The following is a 17,048-nucleotide window of genomic DNA, read 5'->3' on the forward strand; positions in this document are numbered from 1 at the left end:
CGCGTGAACGTCATCGAGCGGCCTCGGCCGGCCGCGCCGCCGGCGCCGGTCCGGCGCGCCGGCCGGACCGGAGCGCGGGTCACGGGCCTCGCCGCTGCGGTCGCCGTGCTCGCGTTCGTCACGATGGCGAGCCTGGCCGTCGGCGCGAAGCCCATCCCACTCGGCACCGTCGTCCACGAGCTGTTCCACTACGACGGCTCGGGCGACGGGGTGATCATCCGGACCCTGCGGGTGCCCCGCACGCTGCTCGGCCTCACGGTCGGCGCCGGGCTGGGGCTCGCCGGGGCCGTGATGCAGGCGCTGACCCGCAACCCGCTCGCCGACCCGGGCCTGCTCGGCGTGAACGCCGGCGCGTCTGCGGCCGTGGTCGTCGCCATCGGCGCCCTCGGCCTGCACTCGCCGGCGGCTTACGTCTGGTTCGCGCTGGCCGGCGCGGCCATCGCCGCGGTCGCCGTCTACCTGCTGGGCGCGCGGGGCCGCTCGACGGCCGCCCCGGTCCGGCTGGCGCTCGCGGGCGCGGCCGTCAGCGCGGTGCTCATCGCGCTCGTCTGGGGGCTCGCCCTGACCAACCCGGTGACGTTCGACGGCTACCGGTTCTGGTCGGTCGGCGGGCTGGCCGGGCGCAACCTCGCGGTCGTCTGGCAGACCGGGCCGTTCCTGCTGGCCGGCGCCGTGCTCGCGCTCGGGCTCGCCCGGCCGCTGAACGCGATCGCGCTCGGCGACGAGGCCGGCCGGGCGCTGGGCGTCCACCTCGGCCGGACCAGGGTTCTCGGGATCGGCGCCACCACCCTGCTGTGCGGGGCCGCCACCGCCGCGGCCGGCCCGATCGGCTTCGTCGGGCTGACCGTCCCGCACGTGGCCCGCGCCCTCACCGGCCCGGATCAGCGCTGGGTGCTGCCCTACTCGATGGTCCTCGCGCCGATCCTGCTGCTGGCCGCCGACATCGTCGGCCGGGTCGTCGCCCGTCCCGGCGAGATCGAGGCCGGCATCGTGACTGCCTTCGTCGGCGCGCCAGTGCTGGTGCTGCTCGCCCGCCGCCGACGACTGGCCGCCCTGTGAGCGCCCTCGTCGACGTCCGCGCGCCTGGTCGCGCCGCGCCTGGCCGGGCTCGGGTGCTCGGCACGCCGCGGGGGCGGGTGTCGCTGCTGGTCCCGGTCCGGTCCTGCGTGGTCGGGGCCGCGCTGGTCGCGCTCATCGTCGCCGTGGGCTGCGTCGCGCTGACCACGGGCGACTACCACATCCCGCTGCCCGACGTGGTCCGCGCCCTGCTCGGCGGCGGCGACGGCTCGACCCGCTTCATCGTGATCACCCTGCGGCTGCCCCGGCTGCTGACCGGTGTGCTGGTCGGCGCGGCGCTCGGGGTCGGCGGCGCGATGTTCCAGAGCCTGTCGCGCAACCCGCTCGGCTCGCCGGACATCATCGGCTTCGACACCGGCGCGGCGACCGGGGCCCTGCTGGTCATCCTGGTGCTGCACGGGACGATGGCCCAGGTCGCCGCCGGGGCCGTCGTCGGCGGCGTGGCCACGGCGCTGCTGGTGTACCTGCTGGCGATGAAGCGCGGGGTCCAGGGCTATCGGCTCATCCTGGTCGGGATCGGCATCGCGGCCATGCTCTCCTCGGTCAACGACTTCCTGCTGACCAGGGCCAGCATCAACGACGCCCAGTCCGCGGCCGTCTGGCTGACCGGCAGCCTCAACGGCCGCGGCTGGGAGCACGTCCGCCCGGTCGCCCTCGCGGTCGCCGTGCTGCTGCCGCTGGCGAGCTGGCTCGGCCGCGACCTGCGGATGCTGGAGCTCGGCGACGACACCGCCCGGGCCCTCGGCGTCCACGCTGAGCGGGCCAGGGCGGCCTCGGTCGTCGTCGGGGTCGGGCTGAGCGCCGCCGCCACCGCCTGCGCGGGACCGATCGTCTTCGTCGCGCTGGCCGCGCCGCAGGTCACCCGGCGGCTGACGAGGCTGCCCGGGCCCAACATCATCCCGTCCGCGCTGACCGGGGCCCTGCTGCTGACGGCGAGCGATCTCGCGGCGCAACGGGCCTTCGCGCCGACCCAGCTCCCGGTCGGCGTCGCCACCGGCGTCGTCGGCGGCCTCTACCTCGCCTGGCTGCTCAGCCGGGAATGGCGCCAGGGACGTGGCTGACGGCCTGTGGATGAAGGAGACGATGAAGGACAAGAGGCCATGAGCCGGCTGCGCGCCGAGCGCCTGGAGCTGGGCTACGACCAGCGCAGCATCGTGCACGACCTGGACGTCACGATCCCGGACCGGTCCTTCACGGTCATCGTCGGCGCCAACGGCTGCGGCAAGTCGACCCTGCTGCGCGGGCTCGCCCGGATGCTGACGCCGCGGGCCGGGCTGGTCCTGCTGGACGGCAAGCACATCCGGTCGCTGCCGTCCAAGGAGATCGCCCGGCGCCTCGGCCTGCTGCCGCAGGGCCCGATCGCCCCGGACGGCATCACGGTCGCCGACCTGGTCGGCCGGGGCCGCTACCCGCACCAGGGGCTGCTGCGGCAGTGGTCGGCGACGGACGAGCTGGCCGTGGTGGACGCGATGGCCGCCACCGGGATCACCGACCTGGCCGACGCCTACGTCGACGAGCTGTCCGGCGGCCAGCGCCAGCGGGCCTGGCTCGCCATGGCGCTGGCCCAGCAGACCCCGATCATGCTGCTGGACGAGCCCACGACCTTCCTCGACATCGCCCACCAGGTCGACGTCCTCGACCTGTGCGCCGACCTGCACCAGTCCAGGGGGCACACGCTCGTGCTCGTCCTGCACGACCTCAACCAGGCCTGCCGCTACGCGACGCACCTGATCGCCATGCGAGACGGGCGGATCGTCGCCGAGGGCCACCCGTCCGAGATCGTCACGGCCGACCTGGTCGAGCGGGTCTTCGGGCTGCGCTGCCGCGTCATCACCGATCCCGAGTCGGGCACGCCGCTGGTCATCCCGGCCGCCCGCCGGACCGCGACCGGCCCATCGCCCGCGCCCGTGTCACCCCCCGCGCCGGAGCCGCGCCGCGACGCCGCCGAGACCGCCTCATGACCGCCGGCACCGCCAGGGCCGACCTGGCAGCGTTGCAGCGGCCGGTCCTGGCCCGGATCACGGTCGCGGCCGTCCTGCAGGGCCTGGCCACCGTGCTCGCGGTAACCCCGGTGGTCGTGCTGGTCGAGATCGCCCGCCGGCTGCTGGCCGAGCCGGCGCGGCCGGTGTGGCCGCTGGCGTGGCTGGCGGTCGGCCTGCTGGTGGCGCGGTTCGCGCTGTACGCCGGGGCGAGCCTGCTGGCCCACCTCGCCGACGCCGAGCTCTCCTACCTGCTGCGCCGCCGGCTGACCGACCAGCTCAGCGCGCTGCCCCTGAGCTGGTTCGCCGGCGGCGTCTCGGCCCGGGTGCGTTCCACCGTGCAGGACGACGTCGCGACGCTGCACCACGCCGTCGCGCACGCCAGGGGAGACCTGGCCGAGGCGGTCGCCGGCCCGGCGGTCGTCGTCGGCTACCTGCTCTGGGTCGACTGGCCGCTGGCGCTGGTCACGGTCGCGCTGGTCGGCCTGGCCCAGGCGATCCGGATGCGGCTCGCGGCCCGGGCCAGCGAGCAGGTCGACCGGATCGCCGCGGCCGGCGCCGAGCTGACCGCCGCCGTGCTGGAGACCGTGCGCGGCATCAGCGTCGTCAAGGCCTACGCGGGCGGCCGTGGCGCGGCCCGGTTGCGCGCGGCCGCCGCCGAGCACGCCGACGCCGACGAGCAGGCCCAGCTCATCTTCGTCCGGCCCCGCGGGGTGGCCCGGGCGACCGTGGCCCCGGCGACCGTGGTGTTCGTGGTCACCGCCGTCGGCGTCGGGCTCGTCGCCGCTGGGTGGACCGACCCGGTCGACCTGGTGGCCTTCGCGTTGCTCGGGGTCGGGCTGTTCGAGCAGCTCACCCCGCTCTACCTCGCGCACGACCAGCACCAGCGGGCCCGGAGCGCGGCCCACCGGATCGCCGAGTTGCTGCGCGAGCCCCCGCAGCCGGCCGTCGTGCCGGAGCGGGCCGCCGCGGTGGGCACGCCGCTCACGGTGCGGCTCGACGACGTCCACTTCAGCTATCCGGGCGGCCACGAGGTGCTGCGCGGTGTCAGTGCGACCCTGCGGCCGGGGACCGTGACCGCGCTGGTCGGGCCGTCCGGCGCCGGGAAGTCGACGCTCGCCATGCTGGTCGCCCGCTTCGCCGACGTCACCTCCGGGACGATCCGCCTCGGCGGGGTCGACCTGCGCGACCTGGACCGGGACGAGCTGTACCGCCACGTCGGATTCCTGCTCCAGGACGTCGTCCTGCTGCGCCGCTCGATCCGCGCCAACATCGCGCTGGCCGTCCCCGCCGCGACCGACGCCGCGGTGCACGCGGCGGCCCGCGCCGCCAGCATCGACCACCGGGTCCGCGCCCTGCCCCGGGGCTACGACTCGGTGGCCGGCGAGGACGCCCACCTGTCCGGCGGGGAGGAACAGCGGGTCGCCATCGCCAGGACGCTGCTGGCGGAGACGCCGGTCGTGCTTCTCGACGAGGCCGCCGCGTTCGCCGACCCCGACTCGGAGGCCGCCGTCCAGGACGCGCTCGCCGAGCTGGCCGCCGGCCGGACCCTGCTCGTCATCGCGCACCGCCTGTACACGATCACCGAGGCCGACCAGATCCTCGTCCTGGACGAGGGGCGCATCGTCGAACGCGGCCGCCACGAGGACCTGCTCGCCGCCGGCGGGCGCTACGCCCAGCTGTGGCAGGCCCAGAACGGAGACCGGTCGTGACGGGTCACCTGCGTGCCCTGGTGGCGGCCGACCAGCGCCGGCCCCTCGGCCGCTACCTGGCCGCGTCGGCCGGCTACGCCGTCAGCGAGGGCGTCGCCTTCGGGGTGCTCGTCCCGCTGCTGACCGCGCTGTTCGCCGGCCACACCGCCACCGCCGGACGCTGGCTCCTGCCGCTGACCGCCGCGGCGGTCGCGGGCTGGTTCGCGCACTACTACCTCGGCTCGCGGGCGCTGCGGTGCTCGTCCGCCTGGCGCCGCGCTCTGTACGCCCGCCTGGGCGACCGGCTGCTGACGCTCCCGCTGGGCTGGTTCGACGGGCCGCGGGCCGGCGAGGTCCCGCAGCTGGTCATCGGCGACGTGACCCGGGTCGCGACCACCGTGTTCCTCGCGCAGGCGCTGATCGGCGCGGTCCTGACCCCAGTCACGCTCGGGGTGTTCCTGCTCGGCTACGACTGGCGGATCGGGCTCGCGGCGCTGCTCGCCGTCCCGGTGGTGCTCGTCGCGCTCACGGTCGGGCGCCGCGTCACCGAGCGCCTCGAGGCCGCGCAGCACGCGGCGACCACCGAGGCCGGCGCCCGGCTGGTCGAGTTCGCCGGGGCCCAGCCGACGCTGCGGGCCGCCGGCCACACCGCCGCCGGCCGGGCGGACCTGGACGAGGCGCTGGCCGGGCAGTACCGGGCGACCCGGCGCGACGTCCTGGGCGCGCTGCCCGGCCAGTACCTCGGCCAGCTCGGCATCCACCTGACCTTCACCGCCCTGCTGGTCACCGGGCTGGCCCTGGCCACGCACCACCAGCTCGGCCCGGGCCGGATGGTCGCGCTCGTCGTGCTCGGCATCAGCCTGCTGCGCCCGCTCGACACGCTCGTCGACCTCGGCTCCGGGCTGCGGTCCTGCCAGGCCTCGGCCCAGCGGATCGCCGAGCTGCTGGCGGTCGAGCCGCTCCCCGAACCCGCGACCGGCGGGGTGATCGCCCACAGCGGGATCGAGATCACCGACGCCCGTTTCGGCTACCCCGGCGGCCCCGACGTGCTGACCGGGCTGACGCTGACGATCCCGGCCGGCCGCACGACCGCCCTCGTCGGTGCCTCCGGGGCGGGCAAGACCACCGTCACCAAGCTGATCGCCCGGTTCTACGACGTCACCGCCGGCTCGGTCCGGGTCGGCGGCGTCGACGTCCGGGAGCTGACCAGCGGCGACCTGCTCGACCACGTCGCGCTCGTCTTCCAGGACGTGTACCTGCTCGACGCGAGCATCGAGGACAACATCCGGTTCGGCAACCCGGACGCCACCCCGGAGCAGGTCCGCGACGCGGCCCGGCGGGCGCGGGTGGACTCGATCGTCGCCCGGCTCCCGGACGGCTGGGCCAGCCGGGTCGGCGAGGGCGGCCGGCTGCTGTCGGGTGGTGAGCGCCAGCGCGTCGCGATCGCCAGGGCGCTGTGCAAGGACGCCCCGATCGTGCTCCTCGACGAGGCGACCGCCTCGCTCGACGCCGAGAACGAGGCCGCCGTGCACGCCGCCCTGGCGGAGCTCGCCGTCCGGCGCACCATCCTGGTCATCGCGCACCGGCTGGACACGATCACTCGGGCCGACCAGATCGCCGTCCTCGACGGCGGCCGGGTGGTCGAGTGCGGACCGCACGCCGAGCTGCTCGCCCAGGACGGCAGGTACGCCGCGTTCTGGCGGGAACGCGAGCGCGCCCGCGGCTGGCGGCTGCGCGCCGAGGGCGCTGGTCCAGCCGGCGCGCCAGCGGGTCCAGCCGACGCGCCAAAAGAGGGTCTGTCAGTTAGCGGATAGCACCCGACAGGCGTCGGATAGCTCCCTTTTGGCTACCATTTGCGCTCGGACGAGGTCGGAGCCCGGCGAGAACACGCGACGGGGTGCATGGCGCCGACCAAGCGGATCGGGAGGCTTGGCTGTGCCGATCGTCGACCGTGGCCGAATCGCCGCGGCGTTGCCGGGCCAGGCGCTGGGCCGGGAACTCGGCTCAGGCGCGTTCGGCCTGGTCCTCGCCGCGCGACAGCATGACCTGCACCGCGACGTCGCGGTGAAGGTGATCGACCTCGGCGCGGCCGGCCCCTCCCCCGCGTTGCGGGCGGAAGCGAGCGGCGCGCACCCGCTGACGGGGCTCGACCATCCGCACCTGAGCCGGACCTACGCCGTCATCGCCGTCGAGCGGCTGCTGCTGGTCGTCACCGAACTGGTGCCCGGCGGCAGCCTGGAGCGCCAGAACCTCAGCCCGCAGGCCGCCTGCGCGGTCGCCCTCGGGATCGCCGACGGGCTGGCCCACGCCCACGCGGTCGGCATCCTGCACCGCGACCTGAAGCCGGCGAACATCCTGTTCACCGCCGACGGGCAGCCCAAGCTCACCGACCTGGGCGTCGTCGCGTTCGCCGAGGACTCGGGCCTGACCGCCGGCCGGATCGTGGGCACCCCTCAGTACCTGGCACCCGAGCAGATCACCGGCGAGGCGCTCGGACCGCCGACCGACCTCTACGCGCTGGCGGCCACGCTCTACGAGCTGCTCGCCGGAGCGCCGCTGTTCGGCGCGGGCCGCGCGGCGCAGGACCTCTTCCGCCATCACTGCGAGGTGGACCCGCCGGCCCCGCCGGGCGTCCCGGCGCCGGTCGCCGACCTGCTGCGCCGCACGCTGGCCAAGCGGCCGGCCGACCGTCCGCAGTCGGCCGCCGAGTTCGCGATCAGCCTGGCCGAGGCCGCCGGCCGCGGCTACGGGCCGGGGTGGCTCGAGACGGCCGGGATGCCGCTACACGTCTCCGCCGCGCTGCGCGCGCTCGCCGTCCAGCCGGCGACGCCTGGCGGAGAGGTCGACCCCGACGCGACGTTCAGGCGGCCGCCCGACGCCACGCTCACGCCCCTCCCGGGGCAGCCCGAGGTCGACCAGGCCGCCGCGGCCCAGCCGGCAGCGGCCATTACGGCCCTGGGCCCGGACGGCACCGCGGCGGCGGACCGGACTCGCTTTCTGTGGCCCGAAGTGGCGCCCGAGACGGCGGCCGTCAGCGACGCCGCGGCCGGCCAGCCCGGCGACGCCGCCGCGACCGCCCTGATCACACCGGGCACGACCCGGACGAGCGAACCACCGAGCGCGGTCCAGGGACCGCCGACTCGGACCAGACGGTCCCCGCGCCGGCGGACGGTCGTGCCGATCGTGGTGGTCGTGGTCGTCCTCGCCGTCGCGGCGGCGGTCGTCCTGCCGCGGACCCTCGGCGGCAAGGAGACGAAGACGCCCGTCCAGGCCCAGGCCACGCTCGCGCCAGCCGGCCCCACCGCTCCCCCGACGGTCCACCCCGCGGCCGACTCCGGGCCGCTGCCGACGCCCACCCCGCCCTCGTTCCCCGTCGTCGCCATCGCGGGGACCGGGCAGGCCGGGTTCGCCGGCGACGGCGGCCCCGCCGCCCAGGCTCAGCTCGACCATCCGTACGGGCCGGCGATGGACGGCTTCGGCAACCTCTACTTCGCCGACTTCGACAACAACCGGGTCCGCCGGATCAGCCCGGACGGCACGATCACCACCGTCGCGGGCAACGGCCAGCCCGGGTTCTCCGGCGACGGCGGCCCCGCGACCGCCGCCATGCTGAACAAGCCGGTGGCCGTCGCGATCGGCCCCGGCGGGACCCTCTACATCGTCGACACGTTCAACATGCGGGTCCGCCAGGTCAGCCCCGACGGGATCATCCAGACGATCGCCGGCTCGGGCGAGCGCCCGTGGAACCCGGCGGACGACGGCGGCCCGGCGACGAACGCCGCCCTGTGGTACCCGAGCGGCATCGCCATCGACAGCGCCGGCGACCTGTTCATCGCGGACAACGGCAACGACATCGTCCGCCGGGTCGGCGTCGACGGGATCATCACCACGGTCGCGGGCCGGTTCGGCTACGGGTCGTGGGGTGACGGCAAGCCGGCCACCCAGGCCATGATCAGCAAGCCGTTCAACGTCGCCCTCGACCGCCAGGGGCGGATCTACATCGCCGACTCCTACAACCACAAGATTCGCCGGATCGGTCTCGACGGGGTGATCGAGACGATCGCCGGCACCGGCGTCGCCGGCTACTCGGGCGACGGCGGGAAGGCGACCGCGGCGACGCTGCGAGACCCGCGCGGGGTCACGGTGGACGCGGCCGGCAACGTCTACATCACGGACTCCGGCAACAACCGCGTCCGCAGGATCGACACAGCCGGGATCATCACGACGGTCGCCGGCACCGCGCCGCCCGGGTCCAAGAGCACGGACACCTCCGCCACCGCGCTGCGCCCGGACGGGCCGGTCGCGGTGGACAACGCGGGCCACCTCTTCGTCGCCAGCCGGGCGCAGAACCGGATCGTCCGGATCGATCTGTCTGGATGACGCCTACGGGTCCGGGGCATTCAGACCGCCCGCGCCGAGCGAGATCGACAGTCGGATCGACACAGCCGAAGCCGAGCGAAAGGGCCGACCGGATGGCCGCGCAACACAGGGAGCGGTGCCGTGGCGGTCGTTGACCGTGCGCGGGTGGCCGCCGCGCTGCTGGGCTACACGATCGGCGCCGAGCTCGGCGCGGGCGCGTTCGGCCTCGTGCTCGCCGCCCACCACCAGGACCTCGACCGCCAGGTCGCCGTGAAGGTCCTCGTCAACGCCGAGCCCCAGGCCGCGGCCGAGTTCCGGGCCGAGGCCCGGCTGCTGGCCCGCCTCGACCACCCGCACATCGTGCGCACCTACGACTACGTGGCCCGCGGCGACCTGTGCCTGCTGGTCATGGAGCTGCTCGGTGGTGGCACCCTCTCGGGCCGGCGGCTGCGCCCGGATGCCTCGTGCGCCGTCATCCTGGCGCTGGCCGACGCGCTCGCGGCGGCGCACGGCCACGGGGTGCTGCACCGGGACATCAAGCCGGCCAACGTCCTGTTCACCGAGGCCGGCCAGCCCAAGCTCGCCGACTTCGGCATCTCCAAGGTGATCGAGGGGTCCGCCTCCACCGCCAGCCGGGTCATCGGCACCCCGAAGTACATGGCGCCCGAGCAGATCACCGGCGGCCGACTGAGCCCCGCCACCGATCTGTACGCGCTGGCCGCCGTCCTCTACGAGCTGCTGTCCGGCACGTCCCTGGTGCCACCCCGGGTGCCGCTGCCGGTGCTGCTGCGCCACCACCTCGAGGTGATCCCCCCGCCGCCGCCCGGGGTGCCCAAGCCGCTGGCCGACATGGTCATGCGCAGCCTGGCCAAGCGCCCCGAGGACCGCCACCCGGACGCGCGCGCGTTCGGCGCCGACCTCGCCCGCGCCGCCACGAAGGTCTTCGGCCGCGGCTGGATCGACCGGTGCGGCGTCCCGATCCGGATCTCCGACGACCTGCGCTCCCTCACCACCAGCCGGCTGAGCGCGCTGGCCGGTGGCGTCGGGACGACGGGCGGCCGGTCCCGGCCCCGGCCGCTGGCGTGGGCCGGGGTGGGCGCCACCGCGGCGCTGCTGGTGGTCACGCTCGGCGCCGGCGCCGCCGCGGGCGGCGGGGTCGGCTGGGCGGTCTGGGGCGGGAAGCCCGCGGCGACGCCCACTCCCCCGCCACCGCCACCCGCGTGGCAGCCGGCCAACCTCGCGCTCGGAACGATCACCTCGGTCTTCGGCACCGACGGCAGCGGGTTCGCTGGCGACGGCGGCCCGGTGACCTTCGCCGAGTTCAACTCGCTGGGCGGCATCACGCTGGACCTGAAACGCGGCTACTTCTACATCGCGGACTACTACAACGAGCGCGTCCGGCGCGTCGACCACAACGGCATCATCACGACGGTCGCCGGCAACGGGATCGCCGGGTTCGCCGGCGACGGCGGCCAGGCCACCAGCGCCCAGCTCGACTCGCCCACAGACGTCGCCGTGGCCGCCGACGGCTCGATCTACATCGCCGACAGCGCCAACAACCGGGTTCGGCACGTCGACACCCACGGGATCATCACCACGGTCGCGGGGACCGGAACCGGAGCCAACGGCGGTTACAACGACCCGATCGGCGATGACGGGCTCACGTACGCCGGTGACGGCGTGCCGGCCACGAAGGCCATGCTCAGGTCGCCCAACGACCTAGCGGTCGACGGCCGGGGCAACCTCTACATCGCCGACGGCGAGAACGAGCGGGTCCGTCGGGTCGACACCCACGGCATCATCACCACGGTCGCGGGCAGCGGGGTCGAGGCCGGCGGCGACGGCGACGGCCCCGCGACGGACGCCTTCTTCAAGTACACCGAGGGGCTGACGATCGGCCCGGACGGCAGTCTCTACGTGGGCGACCAGGGCAACAGCCGGATCCGGCGCATCACCCCCCAGGGAAGGATCATCACGATCGCCGGGACGGGAACGCGTGGGTACTCGGGCGACGGCGGCCCGGCCACCAAGGCGCAGATCGACTCGACCGGCACCGCCATCGCCGTGGACTCGGCGGGCAATGTCTACTTCTCCGACCAGTCCCGGGTTCGCCGGGTCGACACCCATGGGGTGATCACCACCGTCGTCGGGACCGGCGAGTCCGGGTTGGCCGGTGACGGCGGACCGGCGGTCAAGGCCAAGATCGGGCTGGCCTACGGACTGGTGCTCGACGACAAGCAGGGAATCCTGTACCTGTTCGACACGGTCGGCGGCCGGATGCGGGCCGTCCGCGTCGCGCCGCCCCCGTGCACGGCCCCGCCCTGCCCGTCGGCTACCGCCTCGTCGCCGGCGCGCCCGACGGCCCCGCCGTCGGTCAGCCCGACCGCACCGCCGACCCCCACCGTGACCGCGACCCCCACCGTGACCGCGACCCCCACCGTGACCGCGAGCGCCTCGCTGCCGACACCGCTGGCCGCGGCGAGCTCCTGACGACCTGAGGGATCCCCGTGCCCGCCATCGACCGCGCGCGTGTGGCCGCCGCGCTGCCCCGTTACGCCCTCGGCGAGCAGCTCGGCTCCGGCTCGTTCGGCCTGGTCCTGGCCGGCCGGCACCTCGACCTCGACCGCGCGGTGGCGGTGAAGGTCCTGCCGATCGACGACCCGGCGAACGGTCCCGCGCTCGACGCGGCGTTCCGGGCCGAGGCGCGGCTGCTCAGCCGGCTCGATCACCCGCACATCGTCCGGATCTACGAGTACATCGGGCAGGACGAGTTCTGCCTGCTCATCATGGAGCTGCTCGGCGGCGGCACGCTCGCCCAGCACCGGCTGCCGGCCGCCTCGGCCTGCGCCGTCGGGCTCGCACTGGCCGACGCGCTCGGCCACGCCCACGCCCACGGCGTGCTGCACCGCGACATCAAGCCCGACAACATCCTGTTCAGCGTCGCGGGCCAGCCGAAGCTCACCGACTTCGGCATCGGCCGGGTGTTCGTGGACACCTCCGCCTCGACCAGCCACCTGGCCGGCACGCCCCGGTACATGGCGCCCGAGCAGATCACCGGCAAACACCTCGGCCCGGCCGTCGACCAGTACGCCCTCGGCGTCGTCCTCTACGAGCTGCTCGCCGGCAGGCCGCCCTTCCACTCCGGCCTGCCGGTGCCCGAGCTCCTGCGCCACCATCTGGAGGAGGCCCCGCCCGCCCTGCTCGGGGTCCCCACGCCCGTCGCCGACGCCGTGATGCGGGCCCTGGCGAAGGCCCCGGCGGACCGGCACCCGGACGTCGGCGCGTTCGGTGCCGCGCTCGCCGACGCCGCCGCGGTGGCCTATGGGCCGGACTGGCTGTCCCTCACCGGCCTCATCGTCCGGTTGCAGGGAGCCAAGGACGGCCAGCAGCCCCGTCAGCAGCCCGACTCCGAAGGCCATGTCTTCAGGCCGGCCACGGCTCAGCTGGACACGCCGCCGACCTACCTGACCGTCCCCCCGCCGTCCGAGCCGGCCGTGGCCTGGGCCGCCTCGACGGACCAGCGGACGCGCCCGCAGGAGGCCACCGACGTCAGCGCCGGCTTCACGACGGCGGCCGGAACCGGCGCCGCGGGTACCGGGCTCGGCGAGCCGTCGGGGCCCACGGGCCTTGAGGCCAGCCGGGCCGAGGACAGCCACCCCTTCGCCGGCACCCCGTTCGCGGACCGCCGGTTCGGCCTGGCACGGCTGCGGCGGCGGCCGGCCCTGCTCGCTCTCGCCGCCTCCCTCGTCGTCGTAGCCGTGGCCGTCACCGGCGTCGTGCTGGCCACGGCCGAGGGCAAGCCGACGGCCGGGGCCGCCGTGGTGGTGACCTCGCCGACCGCCAGCCAGGTCACTGGGGGCGGCGTCTCCGGCCCGATCGCGATCCCGACGCAGTTCAGTGGGTGGGCCGCCGGAGCGGGCGGCGTTCTCTACTTCTCGGACAAGGCGAGTAGCCGGATCTTTCGCCGCGGCCCGGACGGGAAGGTCAGTGTCCTCGCCGGCACGGGTATCCGGGGATCGAGTGGCGACGGCGGGCCGGCCACGGCGGCCATGCTGAACGGCCCGACCGGCCTGGCGCTGGGCCCCAAGGGGGATCTCTACGTCCTCGACGGCGACCGCGTGCGGCGCATCGCCACGTCCGGAAAGATCACGACGGTCGCCGGTGGCGGTTCCGACTCGGGTCCCAGTCCGACCGGGCCGGTCCCAGCGACGTCGGCGTCTCTCGGCTTCCTGTTCGAGGACATCGCCGTCGACACGAACGGTGACGTCTACTTCGCGGACACGTCCGTCCTCTACAAGGTCGACGCCGCGGGCACGCTGACGCACGTCGCCCGCGTCGGCGGTACCGACTCCGTCGTCACACCCCTGCCCGGTGAGACCGACCCCGACGCGGGTCTGACCATGCTCACCAACGGTTATCTCGGGGGCCTCGCCGTCCACGACGGTCGTGTCTACGCCGCGGACTACCCCAACAACATGATCTTTGTTCTGAACACGGACGGATCGAAATCGCCAGTCGCCGGGACCGGGCAGAAGGGGTATTCGGGGGACGGCGGCCTGGGAACCAAGGCGTCGCTCAACCTGTCCAGCCTGGCCCCCTACAAGACCTCGACCCTGGCGTTCGACAGCGCCGGCGACCTCTACATCACCGACGCCGGTAACTACCGGGTTCGCCGCGTCGACATTCACGGAATCATCACGACGGTCGCGGGCAATGGCTTCGGCTCATACACCGACGGCCAGAAGGCCGTCACGCAGCCGTTGTACGGGCCGGACAGAATCGCGCTGGCCGACGACGGCTCACTTCTCATCGAGAACGGCACGGAGATCGCGCGTGTCGACGCCAGCGGAAACATCGCGACGGTCCAGAAGCTCTGATCGAGCCGCGTCGGTCGCCGGCCAGCGCCGATGGTAGGTTTGATTTTCGGACTCACTCGACGCCGAGTCCGGCCGGCGAGCGCGCCAGGGCGCCCCGGCCCGCGCGGAGGGAGCCGATCGCGATGGCCCAGAGCGGGCGGGAGTGCTCGATCGCGAACGCGCTCGCGGTCGTGGGCGAGCGGTGGGCGCTGCTGGCGCTGCGCGAGATCAACCTCGGCGTGACGAAGTTCGACCAGATCGCCCGTAACACCGGCGCGAGCCGGGACATCCTGGCCGCCCGGCTACGGGCGCTGGTCGCGGCGGGCGTCGTCGAACGCCGCCAGTACCAGGACCACCCGCCCCGCTTCGAGTACGTGGCGACCGAGTCGGGCGTGGCGCTGCGGCCGGTGCTGCACGCGCTGATGGCGTGGGGCGATCGGTACGCGACCGAGGGCGAGCCGCCGACCGTGCTGGCGCACGAGTGCGGCGCCGAGCTGCACACCCAGACCGTCTGCGCGCACTGCGGCGGGCAGGTCGCCTGGGGCGAGAACACCCGCGCCCTGCGGCTCGGCGCGGTGCGCTGACCCGCGGTCGTCACCAAGGTCACAACCGAGTCAGTTGCGATTTCCAACCCACGCGGGGTACACCAGTACCAGGCAGTGAGTTGGATTCTCCAACTGTCAACGGAGGAGGCCATCATGCGGGACGCCGTCATCATCGACGCGGTGCGCACCCCGGTCGGTCGCGGCAAGCCGGGCGGGGCGCTCGCCGGGGTACACCCCGTCGACCTGCACGCGCACGCGATCCGCTCCCTCGTCGAGCGGACGGGCATCGACCCGGCGCTCGTCGACGACGTGATCGGCGGGACGGTCGGGCAGATCGGCGAGCAGGCCGGCAACAACGCCCGGTGGGCCGCGCTCGCCGCCGGACTGCCCGAGAGCGTCCCGGGCGTGACCGTCGACCGCCAGTGCGGCAGCAGCCAGCAGGCGATCCACTTCGCCGCGCAGGGCGTGATCGCCGGCGCCTACGACGTCGTCATCGCCTCCGGCGTCGAGTCGATGAGCACCGTGCCCATCGGCAGCTCGTCCGCCGGCCGGGACGCCTCCGGGCCGGGCGTCGCCGCCCGCTACCCCCAGGGGCTCGTCCCGCAGGGCATCTCCGCCGAGCTGATCGCGCGGCGCTGGGACCTCTCCCGCACCCGGCTCGACGAGTTCGCCGCCGAGAGCCACCAGCGCGCGGCCGCCGCCTGGGCCGACGGCCGTTTCGACGCGGAGGTCGCGCCGCTGAAGGCCCCCGCGCCCGACGGCTCGGGCTCGCTGGTCCAGGTGACCCGCGACCAGTCGATCCGCCCGGCGACGACGGTCGAGGTCCTCGCCGGGCTGCGGCCGGCGTTCCGCACCGACGCCTGGGCCGCCCGCTTCCCCGAGCTGGACTGGCGCATCACGGCTGGCAACTCCTCGCCGGTCAACGACGGCTCCGCCGCGGTCCTGATCACCGACAGCGAGACCGCGGCCCGGCTAGGGCTGCGGCCCAGGGCCCGGCTGCACAGCTTCGCCGTCGTCGGCGACGACCCGCTGCTGATGCTCACCGGCGTCATCCCCGCGACGGAGAAGGTCCTGCGCCGGGCCGGCCTGAGCCTCGCCGACATCGATGCCTTCGAGGTCAACGAGGCGTTCGCGAGCGTCGTGCTGGCCTGGCAGGCCGAGACGGGGGCCGACCTGCGCCGGGTCAACGTCAACGGCGGCGCCACCGCGATCGGCCATCCGCTGGGCGCCAGCGGCGGGCGTCTCATGACGACCCTGCTGTCGGTCCTGGAGCAGACCGGCGGGCGCTATGGCCTGCAGACCATGTGCGAGGGCGGCGGCATGGCCAACGCCACCATCATCGAACGGCTCTGACCTCGTACGACCCGCAGCCCTCGGCTTCGAAGACGAGCGGCCGTCCTGATCTCAGGGCGGCCGCTCGTCCTGTGCGGCACCGGCTCAGCTCCCTGATCCCAGCCTCGACGGCTACCATGCGCACATCACCTGAGCGCGGATTTACCCCCATTTCGCGTGACAGCTGAACCCCGTCTTCGTGGATCGTGGAGGCCGTCGTGGTCGAAGTGCCCGTGCAGCGACGCTGGAGCGCGGTCGATGTCCCTGACCTGACCGGGAAGTCGGCCGTCATCACGGGAGCCAACTCGGGGATCGGCTTCGAGACGGCCAAGGTCCTCGCGAGCCGCGGCGCGACGGTCGTGCTGGCCTGCCGCAACCCGTCCCGGGCGCAGGACGCGCTGGACCGCATCCGCGCCCTGACCCCCGACGCCGACGTCTCCACGCTGGAGCTGGACCTCAACTCGCTCGCCTCGGTGCGCAAGGCCGCCGACGCGCTGCTGGCCGACCGCCCGGTCATCGACCTGCTCATCAACAACGCCGGCGTGATCATGCTGCCGCACGGCCGGACCGAGGACGGCTTCGAGCAGCACCTCGGGATCAACCACCTCGGGCACTTCGCCTTCACCGGGCTCGTGCTCGGCGCCGTCCGGGCGGCCGGCGCCGGCCGGGTCGTGACGGTCGGCAGCAACGGGCACCGGATGGGGAAGCTCGACTTCGAGGACCTCGACTTCACGCAGGGCTACAAGCCGCTGCGGGGCTATGGCCGTTCGAAGCTCGCGAACCTGCTGTTTTTCTACGAGCTGGACCGTCGGCTCACGGCGGCGGGCCTGTCGACCCGGTCGCTCGCCGCGCACCCCGGCGGAGCGAACACCGACGCCGGCGGCTTCGGCGGCGACAGCGCGGTGCAGCAGCGCCTCAAGCGGTTCATCGACCACGTCCCGAACCCGATCGTGCACCCGGCGCACAAGGGCGCCCTGCCGATCCTGCGCGCGGCGACCGACCCGGCGGCGAAGGGCGGCACCTACTACGGCCCGTCCGGCCTGCTGAAGATGACCGGACGCCCGGTCGTGACCTCCTCCAACGCGGCGTCGCGCGACGCCGCCGTCGCCGCGCTCCTGTGGGACCACTCGGAGCGGCTGACCGGGGTCACCTACTCGTTCTGACCGCGTCGAACGGCCGGTGATCGCTGCGATCACCGGCCGTTCGCGT

At 74.4% G+C, this 17,048-nt stretch carries 11 protein-coding genes; all 11 read left to right on the forward strand.

Going from position 1 to position 17,048, the window contains the following annotated elements; genetic code table 11:
- Window positions 1-3: 3 nt before the first annotated feature.
- On the forward strand, window positions 4-1,059 hold the full coding sequence (locus FRAEUI1C_RS22515) for a FecCD family ABC transporter permease (RefSeq protein WP_013425651.1): 1,056 nt from the start codon (window positions 4-6) through the stop codon (window positions 1,057-1,059).
- Window positions 1,056-2,138: a FecCD family ABC transporter permease gene (locus FRAEUI1C_RS22520; protein WP_013425652.1), complete on the forward strand. Its 1,083-nt coding sequence runs from the start codon at window positions 1,056-1,058 to the stop codon at window positions 2,136-2,138. Before FRAEUI1C_RS22515 ends, FRAEUI1C_RS22520 begins: the two co-directional genes overlap by 4 nt.
- 39 nt (window positions 2,139-2,177) lie before the next feature.
- Complete coding sequence (locus FRAEUI1C_RS22525; RefSeq protein WP_013425653.1) at window positions 2,178-3,038, forward strand: ABC transporter ATP-binding protein; 861 nt, start codon at window positions 2,178-2,180, stop codon at window positions 3,036-3,038.
- On the forward strand, window positions 3,035-4,768 hold the full coding sequence (locus tag FRAEUI1C_RS22530) for an ABC transporter ATP-binding protein (RefSeq protein ID WP_013425654.1): 1,734 nt from the start codon (window positions 3,035-3,037) through the stop codon (window positions 4,766-4,768). The genes FRAEUI1C_RS22525 and FRAEUI1C_RS22530 overlap by 4 nt, the downstream gene beginning before the upstream one ends.
- A complete protein-coding gene (locus FRAEUI1C_RS22535; protein WP_013425655.1) occupies window positions 4,765-6,561 on the forward strand; it encodes an ABC transporter ATP-binding protein in 1,797 nt (598 codons plus the stop codon). The genes FRAEUI1C_RS22530 and FRAEUI1C_RS22535 overlap by 4 nt, the downstream gene beginning before the upstream one ends.
- Window positions 6,562-6,682: 121 nt before the next feature.
- Window positions 6,683-9,127: an NHL domain-containing protein gene (locus FRAEUI1C_RS22540; RefSeq protein WP_013425656.1), complete on the forward strand. Its 2,445-nt coding sequence runs from the start codon at window positions 6,683-6,685 to the stop codon at window positions 9,125-9,127.
- A gap of 120 nt (window positions 9,128-9,247) precedes the next feature.
- A complete protein-coding gene (locus tag FRAEUI1C_RS22545; protein WP_013425657.1) occupies window positions 9,248-11,596 on the forward strand; it encodes a serine/threonine-protein kinase in 2,349 nt (782 codons plus the stop codon).
- Between the two features lie 17 nt (window positions 11,597-11,613).
- On the forward strand, window positions 11,614-13,983 hold the full coding sequence (locus FRAEUI1C_RS22550) for a serine/threonine-protein kinase (protein WP_013425658.1): 2,370 nt from the start codon (window positions 11,614-11,616) through the stop codon (window positions 13,981-13,983).
- 122 nt (window positions 13,984-14,105) lie between these two features.
- Window positions 14,106-14,546, forward strand: a complete 441-nt coding sequence (locus FRAEUI1C_RS22555) for a winged helix-turn-helix transcriptional regulator (RefSeq protein WP_013425659.1) — start codon at window positions 14,106-14,108, stop codon at window positions 14,544-14,546.
- Between the two features lie 114 nt (window positions 14,547-14,660).
- Complete coding sequence (locus tag FRAEUI1C_RS22560; protein WP_013425660.1) at window positions 14,661-15,860, forward strand: thiolase family protein; 1,200 nt, start codon at window positions 14,661-14,663, stop codon at window positions 15,858-15,860.
- A gap of 197 nt (window positions 15,861-16,057) precedes the next feature.
- The gene (locus FRAEUI1C_RS22565) at window positions 16,058-17,002 is read left to right on the forward strand and encodes an oxidoreductase (RefSeq protein WP_013425661.1); all 945 of its coding nucleotides are present in this window, start codon (window positions 16,058-16,060) and stop codon (window positions 17,000-17,002) included.
- Window positions 17,003-17,048: the final 46 nt, after the last annotated feature.

Origin of the sequence: Pseudofrankia inefficax, assembly GCF_000166135.1 — a bacterium.
In the GTDB taxonomy this organism is placed as follows: Bacteria; Actinomycetota; Actinomycetes; order Frankiales; family Frankiaceae; genus Pseudofrankia; species Pseudofrankia inefficax.

Excerpts from the sequence above, each read along its gene's own strand:
- FRAEUI1C_RS22525 (WP_013425653.1), top strand. The coding sequence starts at position 2,178 with ATGAGCCGGCTGCGCGCCGAGCGCCTGGAGCTGGGCTACGACCAGCGC.
- FRAEUI1C_RS22560 (WP_013425660.1), top strand. The coding sequence starts at position 14,661 with ATGCGGGACGCCGTCATCATCGACGCGGTGCGCACCCCGGTCGGTCGC.
- FRAEUI1C_RS22530 (WP_013425654.1), top strand. The coding sequence starts at position 3,035 with ATGACCGCCGGCACCGCCAGGGCCGACCTGGCAGCGTTGCAGCGGCCG.
- FRAEUI1C_RS22555 (WP_013425659.1), top strand. The coding sequence starts at position 14,106 with ATGGCCCAGAGCGGGCGGGAGTGCTCGATCGCGAACGCGCTCGCGGTC.